At 60.2% G+C, this 25,551-nt stretch carries 22 protein-coding genes and 1 pseudogene; 12 read left to right on the top strand and 11 right to left on the bottom strand.

Going from position 1 to position 25,551, the window contains the following annotated elements; all coding sequences use genetic code 11:
- Window positions 1-24: 24 nt before the first annotated feature.
- Together D0Z70_RS15475 and D0Z70_RS15470 are read left to right on the top strand one after the other, a co-directional pair.
- Window positions 25-1,884, top strand: coding sequence for a competence protein CoiA family protein (locus D0Z70_RS15475; RefSeq protein WP_147418775.1), 1,860 nt, complete (start codon window positions 25-27; stop codon window positions 1,882-1,884).
- A gap of 350 nt (window positions 1,885-2,234) precedes the next feature.
- Window positions 2,235-3,530 carry an MBL fold metallo-hydrolase gene (locus D0Z70_RS15470; protein ID WP_182913982.1) on the top strand — a complete coding sequence of 432 codons (1,296 nt, stop codon included), beginning with the start codon at window positions 2,235-2,237 and terminating at the stop codon, window positions 3,528-3,530.
- Window positions 3,531-3,656: 126 nt separating this feature from the next.
- Here the strand turns inward: D0Z70_RS15470 and D0Z70_RS15465 are convergent, their stop codons facing one another.
- The 5 genes from D0Z70_RS15465 to D0Z70_RS15445 all read right to left on the bottom strand — a co-directional run bounded on the left by D0Z70_RS15465 (window position 3,657) and on the right by D0Z70_RS15445 (window position 9,358).
- Complete coding sequence (locus tag D0Z70_RS15465; protein ID WP_119748016.1) at window positions 3,657-4,736, bottom strand: ComEC/Rec2 family competence protein; 1,080 nt, start codon at window positions 4,734-4,736, stop codon at window positions 3,657-3,659.
- On the bottom strand, window positions 4,733-6,085 hold the full coding sequence (locus D0Z70_RS15460; protein WP_119748013.1) for a hypothetical protein: 1,353 nt from the start codon (window positions 6,083-6,085) through the stop codon (window positions 4,733-4,735). The genes D0Z70_RS15465 and D0Z70_RS15460 overlap by 4 nt, the downstream gene beginning before the upstream one ends.
- Window positions 6,082-7,305, bottom strand: coding sequence for a caspase family protein (locus D0Z70_RS15455; RefSeq protein WP_119748011.1), 1,224 nt, complete (start codon window positions 7,303-7,305; stop codon window positions 6,082-6,084). The genes D0Z70_RS15460 and D0Z70_RS15455 overlap by 4 nt, the downstream gene beginning before the upstream one ends.
- On the bottom strand, window positions 7,305-8,432 hold the full coding sequence (locus D0Z70_RS15450) for a patatin-like phospholipase family protein (protein ID WP_119748009.1): 1,128 nt from the start codon (window positions 8,430-8,432) through the stop codon (window positions 7,305-7,307). Before D0Z70_RS15450 ends, D0Z70_RS15455 begins: the two co-directional genes overlap by 1 nt.
- A 578-nt stretch (window positions 8,433-9,010) precedes the next feature.
- Window positions 9,011-9,358, bottom strand: a complete 348-nt coding sequence (locus D0Z70_RS15445; protein ID WP_220475653.1) for a sigma-70 RNA polymerase sigma factor region 4 domain-containing protein — start codon at window positions 9,356-9,358, stop codon at window positions 9,011-9,013.
- A gap of 663 nt (window positions 9,359-10,021) precedes the next feature.
- On the opposite strand from D0Z70_RS15445, the gene D0Z70_RS15440 reads away from it, so the two are divergent.
- From D0Z70_RS15440 to D0Z70_RS15425, 4 genes are all read left to right on the top strand, one after another.
- Window positions 10,022-10,582, top strand: coding sequence for an RNA polymerase sigma factor (locus D0Z70_RS15440; RefSeq protein ID WP_239018947.1), 561 nt, complete (start codon window positions 10,022-10,024; stop codon window positions 10,580-10,582).
- Complete coding sequence (locus D0Z70_RS15435) at window positions 10,516-11,580, top strand: FecR family protein (RefSeq protein WP_239018946.1); 1,065 nt, start codon at window positions 10,516-10,518, stop codon at window positions 11,578-11,580. Before D0Z70_RS15440 ends, D0Z70_RS15435 begins: the two co-directional genes overlap by 67 nt.
- A 204-nt stretch (window positions 11,581-11,784) precedes the next feature.
- Window positions 11,785-14,226 (top strand): TonB-dependent receptor plug domain-containing protein, encoded by a 2,442-nt coding sequence (locus D0Z70_RS15430; protein WP_239018945.1) that lies wholly within the window; start codon window positions 11,785-11,787, stop codon window positions 14,224-14,226.
- Window positions 14,227-14,396: 170 nt separating this feature from the next.
- A complete protein-coding gene (locus D0Z70_RS15425; protein WP_182913981.1) occupies window positions 14,397-16,322 on the top strand; it encodes an Atxe2 family lasso peptide isopeptidase in 1,926 nt (641 codons plus the stop codon).
- A 21-nt stretch (window positions 16,323-16,343) separates the two neighbouring features.
- Here the strand turns inward: D0Z70_RS15425 and D0Z70_RS15420 are convergent, their stop codons facing one another.
- The 6 genes from D0Z70_RS15420 to D0Z70_RS15395 all read right to left on the bottom strand — a co-directional run bounded on the left by D0Z70_RS15420 (window position 16,344) and on the right by D0Z70_RS15395 (window position 20,595).
- The gene (locus D0Z70_RS15420) at window positions 16,344-18,038 is read right to left on the bottom strand and encodes an asparagine synthase-related protein (protein ID WP_239018944.1); all 1,695 of its coding nucleotides are present in this window, start codon (window positions 18,036-18,038) and stop codon (window positions 16,344-16,346) included.
- Complete coding sequence (locus tag D0Z70_RS15415; RefSeq protein ID WP_182913980.1) at window positions 18,035-18,706, bottom strand: lasso peptide biosynthesis B2 protein; 672 nt, start codon at window positions 18,704-18,706, stop codon at window positions 18,035-18,037. The genes D0Z70_RS15420 and D0Z70_RS15415 overlap by 4 nt, the downstream gene beginning before the upstream one ends.
- A gap of 58 nt (window positions 18,707-18,764) precedes the next feature.
- The gene (locus D0Z70_RS25700) at window positions 18,765-18,899 is read right to left on the bottom strand and encodes a hypothetical protein (RefSeq protein ID WP_275402220.1); all 135 of its coding nucleotides are present in this window, start codon (window positions 18,897-18,899) and stop codon (window positions 18,765-18,767) included.
- A 176-nt stretch (window positions 18,900-19,075) separates the two neighbouring features.
- Window positions 19,076-19,687 carry a GntR family transcriptional regulator gene (locus D0Z70_RS15405; RefSeq protein WP_119747997.1) on the bottom strand — a complete coding sequence of 204 codons (612 nt, stop codon included), beginning with the start codon at window positions 19,685-19,687 and terminating at the stop codon, window positions 19,076-19,078.
- Window positions 19,688-19,693: 6 nt separating this feature from the next.
- Complete coding sequence (locus tag D0Z70_RS15400; RefSeq protein ID WP_119747995.1) at window positions 19,694-20,116, bottom strand: helix-turn-helix domain-containing protein; 423 nt, start codon at window positions 20,114-20,116, stop codon at window positions 19,694-19,696.
- A gap of 155 nt (window positions 20,117-20,271) precedes the next feature.
- Entirely contained in the window at window positions 20,272-20,595 is a 324-nt protein-coding gene (locus tag D0Z70_RS15395; RefSeq protein WP_239018943.1) for a hypothetical protein, read from the bottom strand.
- A 484-nt stretch (window positions 20,596-21,079) separates the two neighbouring features.
- Here D0Z70_RS15395 and D0Z70_RS15390 point away from each other — a divergent pair, with 484 nt between their 5' ends.
- The 6 genes and pseudogenes from D0Z70_RS15390 (at window position 21,080) to D0Z70_RS15365 (ending at window position 25,528) form a co-directional block, all read left to right on the top strand.
- Complete coding sequence (locus D0Z70_RS15390) at window positions 21,080-21,898, top strand: DsbC family protein (RefSeq protein ID WP_411779031.1); 819 nt, start codon at window positions 21,080-21,082, stop codon at window positions 21,896-21,898.
- 196 nt (window positions 21,899-22,094) lie between these two features.
- A complete protein-coding gene (locus tag D0Z70_RS25415; protein ID WP_026149605.1) occupies window positions 22,095-22,409 on the top strand; it encodes a hypothetical protein in 315 nt (104 codons plus the stop codon).
- 129 nt (window positions 22,410-22,538) lie between these two features.
- Window positions 22,539-22,805, top strand: a pseudogene (locus D0Z70_RS15380) (type IV conjugative transfer system protein TraL).
- A gap of 11 nt (window positions 22,806-22,816) precedes the next feature.
- Window positions 22,817-23,446 (top strand): TraE/TraK family type IV conjugative transfer system protein, encoded by a 630-nt coding sequence (locus tag D0Z70_RS15375; RefSeq protein ID WP_373444015.1) that lies wholly within the window; start codon window positions 22,817-22,819, stop codon window positions 23,444-23,446.
- 37 nt (window positions 23,447-23,483) lie between these two features.
- On the top strand, window positions 23,484-24,203 hold the full coding sequence (locus tag D0Z70_RS15370) for a type-F conjugative transfer system secretin TraK (RefSeq protein WP_119747989.1): 720 nt from the start codon (window positions 23,484-23,486) through the stop codon (window positions 24,201-24,203).
- The gene (locus D0Z70_RS15365) at window positions 24,200-25,528 is read left to right on the top strand and encodes a TraB/VirB10 family protein (RefSeq protein ID WP_119747987.1); all 1,329 of its coding nucleotides are present in this window, start codon (window positions 24,200-24,202) and stop codon (window positions 25,526-25,528) included. Before D0Z70_RS15370 ends, D0Z70_RS15365 begins: the two co-directional genes overlap by 4 nt.
- The last annotated feature ends 23 nt before the right edge of the window (window positions 25,529-25,551 follow it).

The following is a 25,551-nucleotide window of genomic DNA, read 5'->3' as shown; positions in this document are numbered from 1 at the left end:
GTCGAGCTTGTCTATGGCCGGCAGGTGGATGGCACGCTCACTCATATTTCAGAGGCACAGCGCGGCCTCGCCTGTGCGTGCACCTGCCCGGCATGTGGGCGAACCCTCATCGCGCGCAAGGGGCGGATCAAGGTCGAGCATTTCGGCCATTATGGCCAGGGGACCGGATGTGGCCGTAACGCTGAGACCAATGCCCATATCTGGGCAAAAGAGGTTCTGGGCCGCGAAAAGCGCATCCTCCTTCCGCCTGTGGGTGCCCAGATCGGGCGAGAGACGCTCCAGATTCATGGCCAGGGATTTTTCACCTTCGCCCATGCCGAGCTGGAGAAGATACTCGATGATCTTGTCCCGGATGTCGTTCTGACGACCCGGGACGGCCAGCGCCTGCTCGTCGAGGTCTATGTGACCCATGCCTGCGGGCCCGAGAAGATTGCCAAGCTGAAGGATCGCGGGCTCGCCACGCTGGAGATTGATCTGTCGGCCTGGCGCAAAAGTGACGATCGCGAGCAGATAGAAAAGGCGCTTATCGAAACTGCGCCGCGCACATGGCTCTATAACAGAAAGGAGGACGCCGCCGAGGCGAAGCTTCGTGCCCTGATCGAGCAGCGCGCCGCAGCAGCGGCCGAGGCGCAGCGCAAGCGTCACGAGCGCGCCGCGCAGGCGGAAGAGGCCCGGGCCACCAAGGCCAGACGGGAGCGCGATGCCAAGGTCGACAAGGTCCGCCGCGCCTTGGTTGCTGCTAGGAAAAGCCGATGCGCGGCCGGGCTGGCAGAGCTGGCCGCCATCAACCAGGATCCGGACAATTGCCATCTTCTGCTACCCGGCACATCGAGCTGCGGTTTTCTCGTGCCCAATGCCCGCTGGCAGGCGGCGCTGCTTGTACGCATGATCGAGGTGCGGATCGGGGAGGAATTTTATCTCCCCCATATCAATCTGGACAGTGCCGTGCGCGCGATTGACGACTGCATCCACGCGCTGTTCCATGCAGAGCTGTCCGACGATGTGAAGGCGGCTTTGCCGCCGGACTTGCTTGACTTGCCCTTGCCGCGCCAGGCGGTGGAGGACTATCTCTACTATCTGTGCGCCATGGGTCTGTTGCAGAGCGATGGCCTCGACGGCTTCGAGGTGCATCACGATCGTGCCGAGGCGCTCGCGCGGCAGCAGGCGCGCTGGCGGCTGCGCACTGAGAGGCGCGCGGCAACGGATCGGATCATAGCCAGGATGATGGGCACGCTGCCCGGTTTTGAATGGCAAGGATTTGACGAGGCAGCCTGGGCCGCGGCGCCAATCCCGGGCTTCGATCAGAGCCTCGCCGCGCTTCTTGAGGCAGACCAACCACGTTGGTCAGCCTTTGAGGGGGCTCTGCTTGCTGTCCTGCATATGGTCGACGGCGGCGAGACAGTGGCGGAGGGTCTGAGCTTGCCCGTCCAGGGCGCAATGCTGCGTGCTGAAGAACGGGCGCGGGTCAGGCGGATGGCTGAGGCGGACGCGCGGGGGCACAGGCTGAGCATGGCGGCGGAGGCGGTTTTCGGGACACAGGCCAACAGCTGGCTCTACGTGCCGCCCGATGCTGATGCCCCGATCTGGCGGGCCCGCAATGGCGAGCCTGGTCTGGTCGAGGCTCTCCTCGAGCTTGAGGCGATCGGAAAGGTCCGCCGCGCAAAGGCTGCGAAACAGGCATTGGCGGCAGAATGCCGAAGCCTCCTTAAGGGAGAGGCTGACAAGGCGCTGGGGCCAGGCCTGACGGATCCGTTTCTCAACAATTACTCGAGCCATCTCCAGGCGTCGCCTTGGGCAGTGTGTGTTGATCAAGCTGGGCTGCATTTAGCGAGAGGCGAACTCGACCGCTGGCGAAAGCGCGACAAGCGCGCTCGTCGCCGGTAGACCTGCAGATCGCAGTCTCGATGAGGCGCGCGCGTCATCACGTTGGCTGATTAGCCCCTAAAAGTCTGCGCTAGACCGTAATTGGAGTGGCAGCTTCCAACTCCCGATCGCTCCAAACCGGACTGTCGCGAATGTCCCAAAGCCCGCTATATGACGCATATGCATGAACGACAGATTCTGAGGTTATCCAAGTCGCCCAAATGTGAAAAGCGGATGCCGAGGCCCCGATTTGTTCGAATGCGGCGACATCTGCGCAAACACGCCAATCTCGACGGGATTTGATTTGACCTGCTGGACACAATGGCAGAACCTCCTCGGGATTTCGCGTGGATCTTCCGGGGGAGTTGGCCGTGCGCAATGTGTTTCACATCCTGTTTTCTGGCATCGCTTTTCTGGCAGCCTTTGCCGTTCCATGGTCCGCCGATGCGCAGGACCTGGTCGTCACTCGTAACGTCACGGTACGCGCAAACCCACTGAGCACATCCCCGAGACTGCACTTTCCCGCTATCGGCGAACGCCTGGTGTTGCTTGACGATGGAAGGCAGGAGCGCGGCTATTATCATGTCCGCCTCGGCGACGGTCGTGTCGGATGGGTATATCGGACCTATGTGAAACGCGCCGACGAGTTCGCGCTCGAGTCCGCTGATACGGCGCCAAGCGGACCAGATCAGGTGAAGGTCCACTATATCGATGTCGATCAGGGCAATGCGACGCTCGTCGAGTTTCCGTGCGCTGCCATATTGATCGATGCCGGCGGGCGCGATCCTGTCGCAACCGGTCTGCTGACCCGATATCTCGACAGCTTCTTTGCGAGGCGAACCGATCTCCAGCGTCGCCTCGCAGCGGTTTATGTGACCCACACCCATGTTGACCACAACACGGCCCTTGGCGCGTTGGTCTACAACTACAAGATCGGTGCCTATATCGATAACGGTCGGCTCTTCGGGTCAGGGTCGAAGGATGCCGTCTGGATGGCGGCCTATATCCGTGATGTCACGCCCGCCATGCCGCGCGCAGCGGTGCTGGAGCGCGATGTCCGTGCATCGGGCGGCCAAGGGTTGGCGGGGCCGGTGATCGATCCGGTTGCCTGTCCTGGCGTCGATCCGCAGATCCGGGTCCTGACCGGTGGTCGAGAACGCTCCGACAATTCTCAGTGGAGCAAAGATGACTATGATAACGGCAATAATCATAGCGTCGTCATCCGTATCGACTATGGCAAGGCATCGTTCCTCTTTCCGGGCGACCTAGAAAATGCTGGGATTGCCGATGCGCTGACCCGCTATGCCGAGACCGGATTGCTCGATACCGACGTCGTCGAGGTCAGCCATCACGGTGCCGATAACGGTACCACCGCTCCGTTTCTCGCGGCGATTTCGCCAGATATTGCCGTCATCTCGATGGGCCCTGAAGGCGTCCGCCAGGACTGGTCTGCCTACCAATATGGTCACCCCCGCATCGCGTCGGTGCGATTGCTACGTGACGCCGTGCACCTGTCGCGGCCAGCCAAGCACGTGCGTGTCGCCAATGCTATGCGGAGCTTCGAGACAATGCGGATGGACAAGGCCGTCTTTGGCACCGGATGGGATGGTACCGTCATCGTTACCGCTGATGCGCAGGGCAGGTTTGCCGTTAAAACCGAGCACTGAGTTTTGCCGTCGGAGAGACAGATCAAACCGAATGGGGGCAGGGGCATCTGCGCGCCATAAAGCGCAATACGGCAAAGCTTGTCTCTCAATGGCTTCGTATCGCGCGTCCGCCGATCATCCGTCGACCTAGACATCTATGGAAATCCCTCCCGCCGGGTCCGAAGGGAATGCGCAGGAATAGTTGTACTGGGTTCTCAGATCCTCGGCATTCCAGGGTGTGGTACGCTCGCTCGCATAATTGAAGTATAGGATGCGCTCATCGACCGGGCAGAACTTCAGGATCCTGGCGATCGCTTCGGGATCGGGGTGGCCGAAGACGGCGCCGCTGGTCGAGATCGCGAAGCGGCCGCAATCGAGAAGCTCCAGTATTTCCTTGGTGACGTTCGCGCGGCTGCCATGATGGGGCAGTTTGACGAGGTCGATGTGACAAGGGCCATGCCCGTCCATCAGCGCCTCGAGGCTCTTGAGAATCAGGTCAGGATGGGCATCGGCGCCCAGAAGCACCCGCCGGCCTGCATATTCCGCGATGATCGCGATACTGGAACCATTCGGCGCGGTCTTATCGAGGCTACTCGCCTTGTAGAGCTTTTCGACGTCGAGCACGGCGGGGAAGGGGCGCTTGCCAAATGCCTCGATCCCGGCAGCCGCCACCGTGCCCGGACCGGCAGCGGGCTTGGGATCGCGCCATTTTTGCCATTGCGTTCGCAAAGCTTCCAGCTTTCCTGTGTCAGGCGACAGGAGCGTCAACGTGAGGCCGGCAAAGTCGAAAGGCTCAGGCTTGCCATCGAGGAATATCGCATTTCCGCCGAACGCGGCGTTCACCGGCCAGCCAAGCTTGGCCAATGCCTTGCTATAGTCGTCACCAGCCCGGAAACCGAAAGGTTGGAGCCCTCCAGCAGGGGTAAGGGTCCCCAGCTGATCGAAGCCATTGTACCAGACCGCCTTGGGAATCAGAGGCGGCGCCGGGTCCTCGGCCAGTTCAAGCAGGCCATCGATGTGATCGGCGTCGATATGGGTCAGGAGCAACAGCTCAACCTGTTCTCCGCGCGCCGCGATGGTCTTGAGCCGGTCCGAGAGCGCTGGCCAGGTTGCCTTGCGCCCACCATCGACCACGATGTGCCGAAGCTCCTTCTCGGACGGCCCATAGCTCAGGATCAGACAGTCGCCCTCGCTTGCGGGCAGCATGGTGAGGCGAAAGACGCTCATTTCTTCCTGGTGCTTTGAGGCGCAAAGCGTAGGACAGTGAAGGCCTGTTGAGCGTCAACCCGTGCGGCGAGGCGCGCAGCCTGGTCGGCTAGTGGTGCTAGGTCTGGGAAGTCCGTGGACAGCAGCACCAGCATTTCCCTCAGCAGTCCGACGCCGGCGCTGAAGAACGGAACGCCTGCATCACAAGCGCGGCGCAGAGCCTCGGCCGCCTCGGCGTTGCTCTCTCGGGATGTCGGTCGCAACACCAGTCGCCGGGCATGGACGATCGCAGAATCCGGCACACCGGGGAAGCGCTTCATGCAATTACCCAGCCACATGTCCCATTGTTCGCGCTCATCGGGCGGATAGACGGCAAGGCCAACATAGGCTGCCGCACATGCTGCCAGGGGATTGCTTGTCTTGGCATAGATGGTTTGCTCGATCAGGTTGTCCGCTTCAAGCGACTGCAGCATGGGACCGGCAGCTACAGCCTGGCCCTTGTCCAGAAAGGCGAGCAGGCCGGCCAGCCGTTCATCATGGACTGCAAGACTAGTCGCGGCGCCCTCGACGCGGGCCGGATCGACGAGCATCTCGACGGGCACGAAAGCGCCCGAGGCCATGCAAAACCACGGCAATGGCAAACTGGCGACCTCGATGGCTCCTGAAGAGAAAGTTACACGTGCCCAGCGACGGGTCGCGGGATCTGGTGGATGTGCAGCACCGTGCGTGAAGTGCCAGATCGCAGTCCCAGCGCGCCGCTCCTTTGGTTGGGCAACGTCCCAGGCATCGTCGTCTAGGATCTTTCCGCAGAGCGCAACGTGGGTTCCGACCCCAACGGAGACGGTTGGTTCGACGACACGAATAGGGGGCTGTTGCGCTGGATCGAAGCCGGTGCCCGTTTTGTCGGTTCCGATCGTAGCATCCGGCAGCTGGCTCCGGCCCCGGATCCCGCGCGCTGAATTCACCTTGGCGAAGGCCGAGTGGTACAGCGACCGGTCGCTTACTTCCCGGGACGCCAGGGCACGATCAAAGATGGCGCCTACGTCGCGGCCGACCGACTCCTGGAGGCTGAATCCGGCTGGCTTGGCGAAATCGTCGAAAAACTCGTAGGTCTCGTTCGAGGCCTCGTCAATGCGGACGTTGCGCTGGATGATCCGGCCCGAAGGTAGGGTCAGTTCCACATTATAGAGCCCTTGTGGCAGGTCCTGCTCGACACGCGTTCCAGCTGGAACAACCATTTCACGGGCGATCGGATCGCCTTGCCCGTCTTGCGCGAACCCGTAAATGCGAGCCACGACAGTCTGGCTGTCGTCGGCCCGTCCGCGTGCGCCACCAAAGCTGATCGTGATGCCCGACGGCGTGATCATCATTGTCGCTTGCTCACGGGAAGGTCGCATCCGACGGTGGGAGGGTAGGCGATGATCTGCTGGCTGCAGTCGGCAAATTGCGACTGTGCGTCAAAGCGGGCGCAGATATCGTACAGCACGTCCGCCGGGTTCTGGCTCGGATTTACGAGCCGCATGACGCATTCGGCGGGAGGCGGATGCGCAGGGTCTTCGGGCGGCAGATGGTCGAACTTCTCGGCCAGATTGCCCTTGCGCAAAGCCTCGATGCGTATCTTCTCGAGCCAGATCGCCGGTTCCTTGCACGACACATAGAGATCGACGCCGATTTCCTTTGGTTTGTGAAGCCGAAATTCCTGTGTCTGTGCCGCCGGTCTCTGGATGACGCCAGCCGACGAGGCAAGGCGCTGCAGGTAGGTGTTGAGCACGGTGTGCAAGCGGCCGGTCGTCACCCACCAATCCGACATGTTGTCGGCGGCGCCCCCGTTGAGAGCCTTAAGCAGGGCCTCGGTGAACAGGCTGGCTCCATCCTCGCGACCCCAGGCCTGCGTGTAGAGCGAGGTCGCGAAATGAACGCTCTGCACGGCGGGTGCATTGTCCCGCTCAGTCAGGCTCTTGAGCGCCAGCAGCGGATTGCCGGGCGCCACCTGGCCCAACAGGTCAGCCTCCAGGTCCGGCGTGCGGCACGCATCGATAAGAAGCAGCTGCGTGTCGGGCTGCCGGGTGGCAAGGGCGATCCTGAACTGCTCGAAGTCGATGGCTCCCTCAAACCGGTTTTCCGTATTGTGACCATAATCGCGGCAGAGCAGCACGGGATTGCCCGAATGAACACCATGGCCGCAGAAGGCGATCACCACGCTATTGTCACGCCGCTTGGAGGCGCGCTTGATCCACTGCTTGGCCGCCTCGGCGACTTCGGCCGCGCTGCCTCTTGGCAGGTCGCATTGCGGTGTCGTCCGACGCAAATGCGCGTAGGTCGATGGCTGCGGCTCGGAAAGGATCATCGAGAGGCTGGCAAGTTCTCGGTCCTCGTTGACGAAATGATCGAGGAACCAGTCCGCCAGCCGACGGACCGAGGTAGAAGGAGCGGCCAGTTGGCCCATCCCCATCGCGTTCTCCTCATGCTCCATGGGATCATATTCGCTCCCATCCTCGAGCCATGGATAATCCCCGATCCCGATGAGCAGCACATGCGTTCCCGCGCGATCTGCGTTGTCGGCGAATATCAGGGCGGGATCATCGGCCATCAGCCGATGCCCGCCTCGGGATAGGGGAATCCCGCGGGAATCGCGGCCTGCGGTTGCCAGTATCGGCGGATGCCTGCGTCGGCGACGGCATAGCCCCAGTTGATCAGGCGTTCCTGCTGGCGTGCCTCCAGGCGCCGCAGTCGTGTTGGTACCGCCGCCAGCCGCGTCGTTTCCTCAACCGGGCACGCGAGCGCATCGGCAAGCGTATAGTCGGCGATATCGGTGCGCACGCTCCAAAAGGCGCCGAGGCGCTTCTTCTCCTTGAGCGAACCCACTACCTGGATCATGCGAAGGTTGCGCACCTGCTGGTCGATCACTTCGAGCACCCGGGTCGACTGGCGTGCCCAGTCGCCAGGTGGCGAGGGGTCATCCGCGATATGGCCGCCGGCGTCCGACACGAGCACGGTCCGGCAACGCCCCCACACCTGCTGGAGGCCGAGATTGTCGTAAACGCCCCCATCGGTGAGCGATATATCGCTGCGAAATGCGTCAGCCGATAGCTCGCCCGGCAACGGATCGTCGAAGTCTCCCGGCGCAACGTCCAGGATGAATGGCGACAGGATGGGAGGGAAGGCCGAGGAGGCCGCGACTGCATCCGCGAGCTTGACCTCAGGGGCGGGGATCCTCCCTACCCGCCAGTCGCGAATTTCCCGTCGGGTGAAGCGGAATAGCGAACCAGTCTCGAGATTTGTCGCATTGAAGATGAACCGAGGCTCTTCGGGCAGGTGCTGGAGCGTGGCATCGCCGAACAGATGCTTTGCATATGCCCTGGCGACATAGGCAGAGATGCTGCCCGGGAGCACGATCCCGCCAAGGATGGCTCGCTCGTCGATAGTCACGCTTGCCAGCTTGCGTACCGGTCCAGCTACATCGCGAATGAAGGCCGGCAGTCCTTCGGCCAGCAGCTTTGGCCAGGCGAGTGCGAGCACCCCGGCCGTAATCGACCCTCCAGATACGCTGGAGATCCGAGTGAGATCGCGCAGCGCGTCCAGCTCTGCAAGGCGCCAAAGCGAACCGACATGAAACAGCATCGCGCGATAGCCACCGCCCGAGAGGCAAAGACCAACCCCATCTTTGGGATCGCCCGTTCCTTGGGCGAGCGCGTCGGAGATTTGATCAGGAATCATGTGTCTTGCAACTCACCCCGTCTGTGGGATGCAAGAATGGTCGCATCCCGGACCCGCTACTGCGATGAACAGCGACCCGCGCACTCGCCGAGTAGTCACATTAACTCTGCTACCGCTGATTGTGAACAGAGAGCGGAATTTCTTCTCATCCAAACTGGACGCATAAAATTGCCGCCGAGTCCTCAAGAACTTGGATCTGTTTCCGTTTGGTCGCCAGCCGCGCGCACCCAAGCTATATTATCCGTGGTTAGTCCGAAATAAGCGATCGTGTTGGGTTGAAAACGAATTCGGCAGAACAGCCGGTTAAGAGGTGAGTCGGGCGGTCTGATGCCCGTAGGGCCCGTAAAGTCGCGCAGACTCCGGCGGATCAGCCATTGCCTGACGGTGCGGGAATCGGCGATTTATAGGACTGCCGAACGCAGCCTCGAACGACCGCTATTAGGGCGTATTGCCGCCGCTGGTTGGTTGGCCGTGGAAGCGCGAATTAATGTCGGCTTTCCTCAACTTCTGATTCTGAAGCCGACTTTCGGCAAAGTCCCATTCCTTGCCGTCTGACTGCCCAGCAGGCGAGCCGAGGATTACCTCGCACCCTTCCGCGCCGCCACCTCGCACACCGCCGCCCGGTAATGTCGACACACCCGCTCCTCGCACATTCCAAAACGCCGTGATACTTCCGCCACGCTCATTTTTCGTCCGACTACAAGAATGAGTATACTACGTGTCAGCGGCTCCATTTTGGCGACGACTTGCCTGATCCGCGCAGCTTCCTCGCCGCCGCCCACGCCGATCGGCGCAGCCATCATCCGCAGATCAACAGTATCGAGATAGCGGTCAATCCGCGCGCAGCAACGGTCATCGTCCGCCAAGTTTTGAGCGCATAAAATCAATTTCGCCAACGTCTGGCGCAGGACAGGTAGAAAGGTCACAGCAGGACACTCCGCAAATCGGGTAGTCCCTTCCGGGACACTTCCCCCCTCTCCCTTCCCTCCTAGTGCCCCGCGACAATGCTATTGCCCGTGCGGAAGGCATCACGTATCCTGCCTGTCCGCCACCTCCTTTCCCCTCGCCACTTCCCAGCTTCACACTTCGCCCTCGCCGCCGCGACAGCGATCACCGTCCGGAGGGCCGGGATCGGCATAGCGGAGTCAAGTCGGCGCGGCGGCAGGCCGTGCCGACACGAGCGCGATACCCGCGCAGCGGGCAGTCGCTCACCCCTTCGTTCAGCGGCTAATCCGGTTCGCAAAAACGTCACAATGGGTTTCTTAGGGGGTTGCGCTGCCGGGCAAATCCGGCAAGGTAGCCCCGCTTCCGGAGAAAGCCCGGAAGCGGGGCTTAGTAACCCCTCTAGTCATTGCTCGGTCACAGTTTTACTGGGGGCCGGGTGGCATGCGCGCATGTCCAGCCGGCAACGGTAAAGGCGCATGCGCCTGTGACTAGCAGGTTACTAACATCCGGCTTCGGCCGTCGCCCCGAGTGGACATAGGTGCGGCGGATGAGGCGAACTAGACAACCGGTCAATCAATGCGTTGAGGTCGCTGCGACGAAAGTCTGCGGTGTCAGCATAATACTGAAATGGCGATATCCGTCGCATGGGAGCGCCCGCCATGCCAAGTGACGGTCGATCCCGCAGTGAAGCAATGCAAGCGTCCGACGACCATGATCTTATCGTCCGCCTCTATCACGAAGAAAATCCGCGGCTGGTGCGCTACTTTCACCGCAATTCGGTGTCGCGGGCTGAGGCCGACGAACTCGCGCAGGAGACCTTTCTTCGTTTCGTACGGAGCGGCACCGCTCGCATGCTATCCTCGCCCCAGGGGTATCTCCGGCGCATAGCAACGAACTTGCTGCGTGACTGGGCGGACCGCTCATCGACGCGGGTGGACAAGCTGAAGAGTCCGATATCGGATGCCGCGGAAATCCCTGTGCATGGAGACCCGCATCGCGCCTTGGCGGCCCGCGACGACCTCGCCTTCTGTGACAAGCTCTTGCTTGATCTGGACCCCATCGATCGAGAAATATTTCTCCTCAATCGCGTTGACGGCTATAGCTTCCGCGATATCGGAAAACGCATCGGGCTGAGCGAGTGGGCGGTAAAGAGGAAGATGCTGAAGACATTGGACCATCTGATGACAAGGATGGCGAACCGATGACGCAGGAGCACGATGGCGAATTTTCCATTGAGGATCAGGCCAGACTCCTCGCTCTGGAAGCGCTACGTGATCCCACTACGCGCGCTGCGGCAATGCGTTGGTGTAACAAGGATCCCGAGCGCCGGGCCGCGTTCGATAAAGCCGAAGCTGCCTTGACCCGTCTTGATCCAGCGGCGAGGCGCATTCGCGCGCGTCAACGGCTTTTGAAATTGGCGATGGCCGCGTCGGTCGTTGGCCTGATTGCCGTGGGAGCCAGCCTTGGCCTGAAGAAGAACGAGGGCAACTCCACTCAGCACCATGACCTCGCAGGCGAAACCAATACCACGCCGGACACTCCGCTTGTACTGACTACCAAAAGGGGTGAAGTCCGCGACGTCACGCTCGCCGACGGTTCCGTCGTGACGCTCGACACAAATAGCCGCCTGCTGGTCTGGATGCGACCGGATCGACGCGATCTCGAACTTGATCATGGCCGGGTCCATTTCATAGTAGCGCATGATCGGTCACGCCCCTTCACGGTAGTCGCCGATGGCGGGGCTACCACGGCGCTGGGAACTGTTTTCGACGTCGAGCGACGCAGTCGCTGCGAAATGAAGGTTGTGTTGTTTGAGGGGCAAGTGACCGTTTCGCCACCATGCGCCACACAACGGCTGTATCTGGCTGCGAACAAGCAATATCTCAAGCCCGGTGAAAGAATGCGCTATTTGCCGTCCATCGCACAGGCCGCTTCCATCGTCCCCGACCGTGCGCCGAAAAATGAAGGACAGTGGGTGACCGGTGTGAAAAGCTATGAGGATGAAACGGTAGGTTCGATACTGGCGGAGGTGAACCTCTATTCGAGCGTCCAGTTGATCGCTGCCACGCCGGAAGTTGCCTCGATGCGCGTGAGCGCCGATCTTCACATCCGCAACCCGGAAACGGTCGCAAAGCATCTCGCGCGTTCGCTCGGTCTGATGGTTGAGATTCAGGGCGCAGACAGGATCGTTCTAAAAAGATAGCGCCACCGCCGCTCGTTTTGAAATTCTTCCCGTCTGCCCCTTCGAGCGCATCATTCGATGCGCCTCTCATGAAACTGGGGGATAGACATGCGAACGGTTCGTGGCGGTTTACTTGTAGGTATTGCAGCCGGTGCGTTGCTCATAGGTTCACCCGCCAAGGCGCAAGCAGACAAAGCGATAACATTCGATATCCCCGCGCAATCTTTGACTGGAGCGCTGCGGGAGGTCGCGCGCCAGGGAGGACTGGAGTTTTCCGCGCCAGCAGATCCGCTGCGAGGTCGGCAATCAGGTCGCCTGACCGGGCGCCATACGATCGAGGATGCCGCGCGCCTGCTGCTTGCCGGCACGAAACTCACAGCCCAAATCACCGATGGCGCGCTCATCGTGCAGGACACGACCGCTGCAGCCAGAAATGATGCAACGGGAAACGGCGAAAACGAGCTCGTCATCACCGGAACCCGTCTTAAATCTGCCCCGTCCGCGTCCCCCATGCTGCAGTTGGATGGAGATCAAATCAAACTGGCCGGTCAGACCGACCTGGGCCAGGCGATCCGCTCCGTTCCTCAAAATTTTGGAGGTGGGCAGAATCCCGGCGTGGGCTGGGGTGCCAGCGGGATCAACAATCAGAATATCGACTCCAGCTCCACCGCCAATCTTCGCGGGTTGGGTGGAGACGCCACACTGACATTGCTCAACGGCCACCGCCTGTCTTATGGCTCTTTCGTCCAAGCCGTCGATCTTGGTGCCATTCCTCTGGCCGCTGTCGAACGAATGGACATTGTTGCTGACGGGGCGTCGGCGATCTACGGGTCCGACGCCGTCGGCGGCGTGGTCAATATCGTCCTCAAACAGGGATATGATGGTGCCTCTGTGGCTGCGACCTTGGGCGGCGCAACCAATGGCGGCGATTTCCAGCAGCAATATAGCGCCGTTGGAGGCAAGGATTGGGGATCAGGCAGCCTGATTGCGGCTTATGGCCACCAAAGCAACAGCGCCATCTATTCCGGTGATCGCTCTTACACAGACTATATGCCAGACAAAAACACGCTTTACCCTCGGACCGTGCAGAACAGCGCCGTTATCGCGTTGCGTCAGGGCGTTGCTCGCGATGTCGAGATGCTTCTCGATGCCACCTACAGCCGACGCAATTCATTCATGTCCTATGTCACGGACTATGGCCTGGCATATGAAGAGCGGCCCGCCGTCACGTCCTACTCCGTGACCCCATCACTGCGGGCAGGGCTGGCGCCGGGATGGAAGCTCACTCTTTCCGGCACCTATGGGCAGAGCAAATCTCAATATGATGAACAAGCCTTCCAGGATGGCGCGATCGATTATCGGTCCTGGGGACATTATCTCAACAAGCTGGTCAATGTCGAAGGCTACGCCTCCGGCAGTCTGAAGGGAATTGCCGCGCGCCCCATCGATCTGGTGATTGGCGCGGGCTATCGTTACAACAGCTATAGTTATGCGCCTTCGGGCGTTCCGCTCGATGCCGGATCGGTCAACAGCTATTACGGCTTTGCCGAAGCGGCCTTGCCGCTTGTCGCGCCGGAGGATGGCAACCGACTTGCCCATCGCCTGATATTGAACGGAGCTATACGCTATGAAAATTATCTCGGCATGGCGTCTGTCGCCGTTCCCAAGCTCGGTCTCATTTACGGGCCAAACCGCGCTTTCGATTTAAAGGCAAGCTGGGGACGTTCATTCAAGGCCCCTACCCTTTCCCAACAATTCCAGCAGCGCGAAGCCTATCTCTATTCTGCCGGCCTCTTGGGCGGATCGGCTTTTCCAGCGGGTTCGACCGTGCTGATCGACTATGGCGGCAGTGTCGATCTCAAACCGGAAAAAGCCGAAACATGGTCGGCAACGCTCGATATTCACCCGCCCGCCCTCGACAGGTTCAGAGCGTCGGTAAGCTACTTCCACGTCACCTATCTCGACCGCATCGTCCAGCCTGTCTCGGGCGCGGCGCTGTTCAATGCGCTTTCCGATCCGGCCTATGCCGCCTTTGTCGCCTATGATCCATCCAGCGAGCAACTACAGCGCATCATATCTGCAGCATCCAAATATTATGATTATAGCGGCGGCACCGGACTCAGCCAGACCATCGCCATCCTCTATGATCGCTACGTCAATGCCGCACGGCAATCGGTGCAGGGCATCGACCTGTCGGCCCAATATGAAATTGCATTAAAAGGGCTTTCATCGCTGACGGTCAGCGGCAACGCCTCATGGCTGTGGTCGAAACAAAAGACGAGTGACGACGCGGGAGAAATCGTTCTTGCGGGAACAATCTTCAATCCGCCCCGTCTCAGAGCCAGAGGCAGCGCAATATGGACGGACCAGAAATGGACGTTTGCTGCCTATCTCAACCATAGCGGCGGTCTTGAAGACAACCGGATCACACCGTCGCTGAAAATAGCTTCACAAACGACACTCGATCTTTCCGCCCGCTTCGCACTTCCCGATAGTCAGCCTGTTCTTGGCGGATTGACGCTGCAATTGAGCGCGCAGAACGTCTCCAACAAACGCCCTCCCTATGCAAGGCCGAGCGGGGGCTACAGCTATTATGTGAATTACGATTCTACGAATTTCTCGCCGGTCGGGCGCTTTGTCAGCCTCACCATCTCTAAAGACTGGTGAGGGTGTCGACAATGCCAGCTACGAGGCAGCGGCCGCACTTTGTCGCAATCGCGGAGAGAGGGCTTTCGCGCAATTGGCGTTCAACTGGCGCCTTGGTCTTCCTGTCCCTCCTGGGGATTGCCCAAGCGAGAGCAGAAACACGCCAGTGCCGCCTTCCTGACCTTCATACTGTGGGAGAAGAAAGGGCCATTGGTGCCAACGACCTGATGCGGTTGAGGGACTTTGGTGGGCTTGGCCTTGGCAACGCGCCTGCACCGTTCGCGCTCTCGCCAGACAGGCGGTTTGCGGCGCTGCAATTGCGCCAGGCCGACCCGGCTACCGACAGTTATTGCACCGCGCTGGTCCTCATGCCCGTCAGAGGCGGGGGCAAACCATATATCATCGATGACGCGGGTATGATTATTGCGTCCACCTCCACCCGTTATGGTGTGACGGACCTTCCGCTCGGCACGCCCAAGCCTGCCCTGATCGCCTGGAACCCGGTCGGCAGGCTGCTTGCCTATACCAAGTCCTTTCCCGACCGGTCGGAAATCTGGATCCATGATCTTGTTGGCTTTAAGTCCAGGCGGCTGTCGAGCAGCCCTGTCGATGTTGAAGCACTGTCATGGTCGGATGATGGTGAGCGGCTGCTCTATGCCAGTCGTCGGGATTTACCGGCAGCACGGGACGCCATCATGGCAGAAGGACGAAGCGGTTTTCGCTACGATGGTCGCTTCTGGCCGCTTTCAAGTGACATGCCCCTCCCCTCGGCCGATGTTCCGCTCATCGATCAGTCGCTCGATGCCATAACCGGGCAGACCCAGCCCTTTCGGCCATCCGACAAGCTGGCCTTGCATCCAGCCGTTCAATGGCCATCGGCCAGCGTCGCCTTTGCGCAACGCGGTTCTCGCACGGCCTGGAGCGCGCCCGCCGATGAGGGAATCGATACGCCGTCCCGGTTACAGATCCGCATGGGGAACAAGCCGCTACCATGTCGCACAGCCTCGTGCAGCGGGGTCAATTCCCTATGGTGGTCGGACGATGGCAGAACGCTATATTTTCAGCGGCGCACGGGCGTCGGCAATAGCCTGACAGAGTTTTTCGCATGGGTTCCCGGGCGCAATGTGCCGCGCAGGTTGCTCAGCACCACCGATGCCCTGTTCGGCTGCCAATATGCGGGCGACGAGATCATCTGCGCGCAGGAAGCATCGAACACCCCGAGGCTTCTGGTCGCAATTTCCATACGGGATGGAGCGCGACGCCTGTTGCTCGATCCCAATCCTGAATATGCCGCACTGGAGCCGGGAACCGTTCGGCGACTTGAATGGAGAAATGATGCGGGCGTCGCAGCGTTCGGTGACCTCGTCCTGCCGCCCCGCTACACGCCCGGTCACCGATTGCCGCTGGTCATCGTCCAATATCAGTCGCGCGGCTTCCTGCGCGGCGGCACGGGCGATGAATATCCGATCCAGGCGCTGGCGGCGCGGGGCTTTGCCGTTCTCAGCTTCAATCGCCCACAATGGCGGCCGGCTACAGATGAGCCACTGAATGAAAAAGAATATTTACGGCAAAGCATGCATGGTTTTGCCGATCGTCGTGATGTCCTCTCCTCACTCAGACAGGTTATCAGGCAACTGGATCTGGAAGGACTGATCGACCCTCTGCGCGTCGCCATCACCGGCCAGAGCGATGGCGCCGTGACAGCGACCTTCGCGCTCGCCAATTCAACGCTCTTTTCCGCGGCGATCCTCAGCACATGCTGCGAGAGCGAATCCGGACTCGAAATATCGGGCGAAGCGCTGGACAATTTCTATATCGGCATCGGCTATCCGGCCACGCGAGCTTCCGGAAAGCCATTCTGGCGCGTAGCCTCGCTTGTAGACGCGCCTGACGCCAGACCGGTCCCTCTTCTCATTCAGGCAGCGTCCAGCGAATTTCGAATGGGCCTAGCGACCTATCGCGACCTGCGGCGGCGGGGATGGCCGATCGAAATGTATATTTATCCCGATGAAGGGCATGTCAAACTGCACCCGGCGCATCGCGCGGCCATCTACGATCGCAACATACAATGGCTTGAGGAGCAGCTCAATCCGCTACCCGCGACCCCTGGCGGCTGACGCTATGAATATTCCAGCTTTTCACGACCATGCCCGGCACCAGATCTCCATCTCGTGCAGGTGAAGAATGCGCGTAGGCGTCGCAAGCGCTACGCCCCGATCCGTTCCGAGCATCCCGATCGCGTCCCGATCAACAAGGCCATGGTCGGCCAGGCAGCCATTTTGCAGATCGTCGATGATAGTATCCCGATGCAGGATCCAGATCTGGTGCAATAGTCCATCAAATGCACCCTTTCCGGCACGACCTGTCAGCAAGGGCGGCAGAAAGGGCTCCATCGCCGCGCGGGCCAAGGCACGGTCGCGCCCTCCTGTGAACCAGAACCAGGTCGGGAAAGACAGGCAGAGCTCCAGAATCGGCTGGGACAGCAACGGATAGATGGTGGGTCGATCGTCGAAGATGTTGAGATGATCGGTCGAGGCCGTCGCCCGCGCGATACTCCTGACATGCTGCCTGGCCCCGGGAGGCGCCCCGTGGGCCGCGTTGAGCCAAGGATGGGCATCTATATCCTGCATGGAAAGAGCAAGGGGTGTCAGCAGATCCGTCATGATCGGCCAGGGAACGAGCATATCTTGCCTGAGGCAGGCTTTGAAAGCCTGCCGCAAGACCATTGGCAGGGACGTCCCGGTTACGGCGCAGATATCCTTGGCCGTTGACGCCAGTGCGCGAGAGAAACCTGTATGGCTGTAGCGGTCAGCCAACGGATAGGCCGAATGCAACTTCCCGAACACATTATCGCCGCCGCCACCATTAAAATGCGCACTATGATCCCGTGTTGCAGCCCGTTGCGCCGATGCAAGATCGAAAATCTGTGTGAAGGAGCGTGCCGATGGGCGCGGCCTGTGAACGGAGAGATTGATGGCGACGTCCATATCCTGAGGCGACATTAATGTGGGGCTGATGGAATATTCAAGATGGTCCGCAAGCGCGGCAGCATAAATACGCTCATCAGCCAGTGGCGAGGCTGTATAAAAATGGATGAGGCCGACAGGGCCATGTTGTGCGGACAGTGCAGCAAGTACCGATGAATCAAATCCGCCAGACACGGAAATGAGGGGATTGGGATAGCGCTGGATCCATGTGGACATCACCCTGCACAACGCGTCTTTCAACAGGTAACTGGCCTGTTCGAAATCACATTGCAGATTATTATTCACAAAGTCGGCCGGATTCCAGAGCAGATGATGATGATGGCTTCCATCCTGGTCAAGGATCACCATCTCCCCGGGCAGAACCTCGGTTACGTCCTGCAGACAGGTTTGATGCCTGCGCAGGTCCGGCGCCATCAGACCATTGGCGATGCTTTTCCAGTCGATACGCGGCGTGATGTCCAAGGCCTGCAGGATGGGCGCAGCCTCCGTCCCAATGGCGACACGGTGCTCGTCGGAGGCATAATAGCAGGGTATCATGCCCGACGGATCGCGATAAATGACTGTATGATGTGTTACAGGGCTCTGGACGATCATGACGAAGCGTCCCCAATGCGCCTGCACAAAATTCTGGACGAGCAGCATTGGGTCATCGTTCCAGGCAGGCTCAAGACCGCGCGGTGCGTCCATGTCGGAGAAACAGTCGCCCAGGAGAATGACGCCATCATGATGGAAACGCTGGACTTCAAGGTCCGCGCTGCACGCGACGGCCAATTCCTCCGCTGCCCCGATATCCTCCGATGACATGGCTCCGCCCCGGCGCAGGATTATCGAATAGCGCGTGTTCATGGCAGGGCAAGCACCGGATGAAATGCCCGGACAGTCTCAATATCCTGACCCAGAACCACATCTTCATGCTGGACCCAGCAATGCGCTTGGAAAGGCCCCAACTGAACGCCAAAGACGAGTGTCGTGCGCAACCTGCTAAGTGCAAGATAGGCGTGCAACGCGAGCGCATCGGCAAGACAGCGATCTTTGCGGGGAAAAACCAGGCTCGCGCTATGAAAGGCTGCAAGAAGCACAGGAATTTTCGATGGCAATAACGCCTTTTCCCCTGATCGCGCCAGGGATGTCGCCAAGAAGATCTTCATCCTCAACGGGCAGTATCGCGCCACAAGATGGAAGAATGCCAGACAAAGAAAGGCAGCGACGTAATGGGCGCCGAAGGCAAGCTTGTCCGAAGTCACTTCAGCTCTATCGCACAATGCGCGGGCAGCTCTGATCCCCGAAAAAGGATGGGATGAACCCGCTGCAGCGTGTGAAGATATGAACAAGCCGGTTGCAGCCAGGGTCTCCAGTCCTTTGGCATCAAGGACACGGCCAGCCACCAGGTCGCGAACGGCCATCTCCAGTTCGGGCGCTATCATGAGATAGCGATCGCGATCAACGTCCAGGAAAACCAGGCGATCGTCAATATCGCAATATCCAACGCGCGGTTTCAAGATGACGGCATTCATCGCTGGCCCCTTAAACCTTGTCTGGTCCGGCATGGCGGCCGGACCAGACTTTTGGTTGTCAGTCGTCGAGAATGCCCGCGGCCGACTGCCCCTGCGGACTGTCGGTGAGGCGCTGCCCCTGGCCGTTTGTCACCTTGCTGGCGACACCCAGTTCAACGACGGCTTCGTCGGATTTGCCATATGTGCGTTCCATATTTGCCTCCTTCTGATTGACCACGCGGTTCGTGGCGACAGAAAGGCTATGTCGATGGAAGGATATATTCGCCAATATATGCTTTCATTGTGAAATCATTATCTGCGAACATTCAAAATCACGGAACCATGATCTTGATGTTCTGAATATTTTTCTTGTTATGAATTATTTGCCTGTCATCCACACAGCATCGACGCTGCCCTGATCCGGCGGCGATGATAATTCCAGAGCATCTCCAGAAGTGCTTTTCCTGTCCCGGAAACTGCCAACATATTGGCACGACGAAGTTCGTCGGCGCAGTCTGGCCAACGGTCCAGCTCGCGGAGTCGGACGGAACGTAGCCGTTCTCCTGTGTTGGCAATCGCCGCGACAATTTCTGCTGATTGGGATGCAGCTGCAAGTGTGCGAAACATCCGCTCGGCCGTGCCAACGATCGCGGCTGATGACGTGTAGTCAGTGACCCAACCATCGGGGGCTATAGGACGTTGCATATTTTGGCGTGCGCGGCTCTTGAGCGCCATGCGAATGAGTTGACCGTGCCATGTATAGCAGTCGCATAATCCTTCTGGAGTCCAGTCGATAATGCGGAACCCATGATGCTGTCCGGCCTGAAGCAAGCGTTCGCCATACATGCGATGCAGTACGTCTCGAATAGGCGAGGGGCTGGTCCCGAATTCTGAGGCGAGAACGGCAATAGACAGATCGGTAGAGCCGACGTAGCGCCCCGAAAGCAGTGCTTTTTTCAGGTCCAGATAGACTTGTTCAGCATGGCGCGTTCCTGGTGACATAAGAAATCACTTGTCCGATTTGTTATCAGGAATGGCATCTGCATCGGGCGTGAAGAGCTGGCGCGAAAGCGTTTCGAGATTATGTTGTGCGATGGCATCGATGCAGACGGTTTCCAGTTTCGAGAGATCCCCTTCCAGTAGCCCGCGCGGAAATACCCGCCGGTGTTCCATGAAAAGCAGGGGTATGACGAGATGACCGGTCGAGAGACCCAGCGCATGCGCACAGCGGAAATGATCGTCGAGACGGGACTTGGGGTTGCCGGCCTCGATCTCGCGAAGCCAGCGCGTGCCGATCCCTATGTTCGCCGCGAAATCTTCCTGCGTTATCCGTTCGACCCATCTCTTCATTTCGATGCGCCTCCCGGACATCAGCTTGATCATCTCAAGGACCGAGGGATCGCGTGCATTGGGTATCGCCTGTAGCGGCATGACAAGGTCTCCCTGCCAATGGCTCAAAGCTCCCGTGCACAGCCCACAGGTCAAAAATGTTGTTAGTCGCACCAAAGGTCAAATTTTTACGCTTTCATAGTGAAAGCATTGGGATACGCGCCATGTCGCGGGGATAGATGCCTTATTACCCATCGTTACGAGGTGATCAGCGCTGCCTTTCGATAGGCGCTTTGCAGCTCCCGATCTTCGGAAGCCAGGAACATGATCAGCGCCACATTATAGAGTCGCCATGTCGCCACCCCACCTCCACATTCCCCGCTCTCGATCAGGCGGCTCGCGATGCGATCAACGATGTTAGCCAATCGGGATGTCGTACCGACAAAGCGAAATGAAGGACCGCCCAACGCGCCGCAAAGCGGCGATTCGAGTTCTGCGACAATCTCGGCAGGGTCGCAGCCATCCAGAATGCTCATCGCGACATGGAGAGTCGTTCCATACGAAATAAACTCGCGCGTCATTCTGGCAAGCCTGCAATGGCAGGCGAGAAATTGATCGACGCCCTTCTCCGATAACTGGAGTTTGTAAGTCCTCGATGTCCTCATGCACGCTCTCCCTGCATGATTCGCAGCCTGCCAGCGCCCGTCGCGGCAGCGTCCCGATGAATAGAGACGGGCAAATGAACCAAAAAAAGCGGAGAAATCGGCACTGAGGTGCCGATTTCGGTACTGAGGTGCCGAATCGGCATCTCAGTACCCTGCCCATTGCGCGGCTTGATCTGACCTTTCATCCTTCATCCATCCGAACAACACGGTGACGGCGAGCACAGCCCTTGAACAGTGCTCCCAGCCCAAACCGCATAACGAAACCCGGCGTGCAGCGATGCGCGCAGGATGAAGGAGGCTTATGTCATTTTCGCATAGACATTCCGGATTGGCGATCCCTCCATTTGTGAGCGAGCCAAAACCTTCCAAATCGCCAACGCAGATTTGCGGCAGATCGCGTGTGTGGGACGGGAACATAGCAAAATGGTTAGGCGGGATCAGTGCGGCTGCACTGCTTGCCTTCCTTCAGCCTGATGCAGCTTATGCGCAAAAGGATTCAAAGCCTATCTCCAGTGCGCAGCTCGTCGAAGCGGCTGGCGAAGCGGAAAGGCAGCTTCAGCAGACCTTCACCAATCTGCGCTTCGAGGAATTTGGTCCCGCGCCCGTCGAGGGCCCAATCTATCAGGCGACCGCTGGCGGCCGGATCATCTACTATGCGCCGCAAAGTGAGCATCTCTTGTTCGCTACGGTCTACGACCGCAACGGCGTCAACCTGACCGCGCTGGCGCAGGAACAGGGTGCCACGCGCCGTCTTAAAGCCATCGACCCTGCCAAGGCATTGGCGATCGGCCCTGCAGGTGCGCCCACGGTCATCGAATTCACCGACCCCGACTGTCCCTACTGCCAGGCGCTCGACCGCTTCTGGAGCGCCAAGGCAGCAGAGGGAAAGCCGGTAAGGCGTCTCATCTTCTTCGTGAGCGGCATCCACCCGACCGCTGCTGCCAAGGCCGAGCATATCCTATGCTCGACAGATCGCGAGACGGCCTTCCGGGCGGCCTATTCCGGCCAGACACCGCCTGTCCTGCGCCAATGCGCGCAGGGCCGCGCCAGGGTTGTGGAGGACGCTGAACTGGTCGCCAAAGTGGGCGTTTCAGGAACGCCGACGCTGATCGCGGATGGCAAGCTCATCTCGGGCTTTCAGCAGGCCGAACTCGAAGCGTTCCTCGATCGGCACGCGAAGCCTGCGCTCGCAAAGGCAGTGTCCGATGCGCGGCGCTGAACGGGCGCGCGCCATCGCGGCTACGCACAATCTCTTTGCGGAGGGCATCCGGCCTGGCCCCAACTGGCCTGCGCGGATGAACCAGGATGCCGGCGGCGGCGGGCTCATGGAGCCGTCCACCGACGCCCCGGCCGACACCGATCTTGCTTCGATGCCGGCAGGCTTTGGTTGGACGGCTCTTTTTTGGAGCAATGCTATGATGCACAAATTTGGCAACAAGGTCCTGGCGGTGGCCAATGTCGGCCTCCCTTTAGGCGCGATGGCCCTGGTCGGTGGCCCGGTTCATGCCTTTTCGGCGCCCGCCCAGGGCGATCTTGGTTACGACATATACGATATCGTCGTGAACCAGGGCGTGAAAGGTCCGATGGGATTTGTGGGCGGCGTCGCCGCCTTCCTGTTCGGCGTCTCGCGCCTTTTCTCGAATATCATGATCGGCATCCCGACCATCGTCGCGGCCGTCTGCCTCATCAAGGCGGACTCCATTCTCCAGACCTTCGGGATGGTCATCTGAGACGCGAAGGTGGGGTGCGCACTTGGCTGACCACGTGCTTCCCCCACCGGCAACAGGCTGGGAACCGATGGTCGGTTCCTGGAGGATGATACCTTTGAAGGTATCATGAAGCCAAGAGGAGAAGGGCAGATGGACGAACGCCTTCCGCAATATCTGCACCGGCCCGTCCAGATCCTGTGGTTTGGATCTGACGAGTTTCTGCTCGCGACCTCGAGTATTTTCGTGGCCGCGATCGTGGGCGGACTTGTCGGCTGGGCGCTCATCGCTGCCCTTCTCCTTTTCATCCCGTGAAAGCGGACCAAGCCCAGGGGCTATCTCCCCCATCTCGCCTGGCGCTGGGGTCTTGTTTCCTTTCCTCATTATCCGGGTCCTACCCAGACCCGCTTCTTCGAGTGAGCGCCATGGGCATGTTCGGGCACAAAAAGACAAAGGAGGATCCGCTATTGGGCAAACCGGCCAGCTACGGCATCCATCGCTATCTGCAGGGCTCGGCCAACCTGTTCGAGGAAAACCGCCTGCTCAAGGTTGCCATTGCGGGCATGTTCGGCGTCACCGCCGTGCTGGGCGTGGTCATCTACACGACCAACCAGAATGCCCGGACGGTGATCGTCCCCTTTGGCGCCACGGGTGATCTTCATGTCTCGGGCAACACACCGTCCGAAGCCTATATCGTCGCCATGACGCGCAACATCGTCGCGCTGTCGGGTACCTGGTCGGCTTACTCAGCCGACCGGCAGTTCCAGGAGCTGCTGGGGCTCGTTCACCCGTCCGCTTATGGCGCGATGCGCGACAGTCTCAATGCCATGCTCGACGAACTGGCGAACAACCCTACGCTGTCGATCGCCACATACATCCGCAACGATCAGCCGGTCCGCTGGACCGCCCATGAGATCGTCGTCCCGGTCGAGAAGGTCCGTGTCATCGGCGGCGTAATCCGCAAATTCCGGGGCATTTTACGCATCGGCTACGGCATCGAAAATGGCCGTTTCTGGCTGACGCGTCTTTCCGAGGAGCAGTTCGATGTCGAAACACGCTAATCAGCGCATAGGAGCGTGCGCCGCTCTAACCGGGTTCATGCTGCTGGCGATCCCGGCCTCAGGTCAGACGCTCCATGCGCTGCCCGATCAGACCAGTCGGATCCGTCTCTCCAACCGCGACATCAACCATGTCGTGTGCGAAGGCGGCGAGATCGAGGATATCAAATTCTCGGCCGAGAAAGGTCTTGCCGTCGAGAAAGGCGGATCGGACGCCTGGATCAAGTTCCTCGCCCGCGAGATTGACGACGCAGGGCAAGTGACGCGCAGCTATGTGACGCAACCTTCCGAGTTCTTTGTCAATTGCAACGGCGCGACCTACCCCCTCTATGCTGAACCGGCGGAAATTCCAGCGCAGACGGTGATACTCGTGCCCGGCGCACGCCAGCGTGCCCAGGCCAATAGCGCCTTGATGGCTGCGCTGGCCGATGAAGATCGTGCCGTCTCCATCACCATGGCGTTGCTCGACGATCGCATCCCTGCCTCGTTCAGCGAGGTCGCGCCGTCGGGCGAAGCGGTCGGCATTGCGGCGCTGCCAGGCCTGTCGATAACCGAACAACGCCGTATCGCCGTCGAGGGTGCCGGGCTCTCGGCCTCGCAATATCATGTGCGAACCATGGCAGCGGTGACGCTGGACGAGCGCCAGCTCGTCGATCCGGCGCTTGGGGCAGGCATTTTTTCAGTCACGCTGGACCGGGTCCGCCTTGATGCGGGCGAAACGGCCCGACTTGTCGTGGTGCGCCGGGGAGGCGGACAATGAGCGGCGACAAGAGCAAAGACGCAGCGGAGACGCCGGAAGGCCTGTCGCCCTATCAGGCCCATCTTGCCGCCCAGAGCGCCGGACCGAAGGATGACGCCGCGCGCCGTCCGTCTCCGGCCTTGCTCGACCTTAAGGCGCAGTGGGCCAAAATGTCCGCGCGGCAGAAACTGCGCGCGCGCCAGCTCGCCGTCGGTGTCGCTGTCGGTGCGCTCGGGATAGGCCTTTACGCGGCATCGGGCAGCAAGGAGGACGTCAAGCCCGCCGATCCCGCCGCAACGCTCAACATGGGCGCTGGACTGCGCGGCGACAGTCTTGAAGTCAAACTGCGCGGGGATTTGAAAAAGGTTCTCGATGGCCAGCAGCTGCTGGGCGACCGGGTCAGCGCGATCGAGGAAGGCAAAGTGCTCCGGGGCGACACGACGGCTCCAGGCGGCCAGACCATGGATGCCGACCTGCCTCCCGCCCTGCCCGACAGCGTTCCAGCGCTGCCCTACCCGCCCGAAACCGGCGATATCAGCGCGGATGCCGACAGGCTGCCTGCGCCGCCCACCGGCCCAGTTGCGCCGCCTGCTCCACCGGCACCACCGGTCGAAAAGACGGTCGGCGCGATCGGCTCGGCGACCGGTCAGGTCATGGCCCAGGGCGCGACCGACCATGCCGCATCGTCGAAAAAAAAGAGTCGGACGATCTATTTACCGCCTGGTTTCATGAAGGCGCGGCTCCTGACCGGGATCGACGCGCTGGCGAGCCGGGACGCGACGAGTAATCCTGAACCCATCATTGCCCGGGTGCAGGCGCCCGCCGTCCTGCCCAATGAGGTGAAGGCCAATCTAGCGGGCTGCTTCGTGGTCGGCAACGCCACCGGGAGTCTTGCCAAGGAGCGGGTCGAGGTCCAGCTCGTATCGCTCTCCTGCGTGGATTTCGACGAGCATTCGATCGTCGATCAACCGGTCAAGGGCTTCTTCGTCGATACCGACGGCAAGAAGGGCCTGTCTGGCAAGGTGGTGACGCGCGCCGGGGCGACGCTGGCGCGCGCCTTCATTGCCGGGACCATCAGCGGCATTTCGCAGTCGGTCGAAAGCACGTTCGGCAACACCTCGACCTCAGCGCTGGGCACGGTGCGCACGCTTGATGCCGGCGATGCCGCCAGGACGGGCATTGCCGGGGGGCTCTCCAAATCCTCGGACAAGCTCACCGACTTCTATCTCGATCTCGCCCGCCAGGCTGGTCCCATCGTCGAGGTGGGCGCCGCCAAGGATGTGGTCGTGGTGATCCAGGAGGGCGCCACCCTCGAAATCAAACCCGGTGCAGGAGGCAAATTCTGATGTCCGCACCCATGGGAGACAAA

Source organism: Sphingobium terrigena (genome assembly GCF_003591655.1).
Lineage (GTDB): Bacteria > Pseudomonadota > Alphaproteobacteria > Sphingomonadales > Sphingomonadaceae > Sphingobium > Sphingobium terrigena.
The sequence above is the reverse complement of the archived record's forward strand: the minus strand, read 5'-3'. Positions and strand labels throughout refer to the sequence as shown.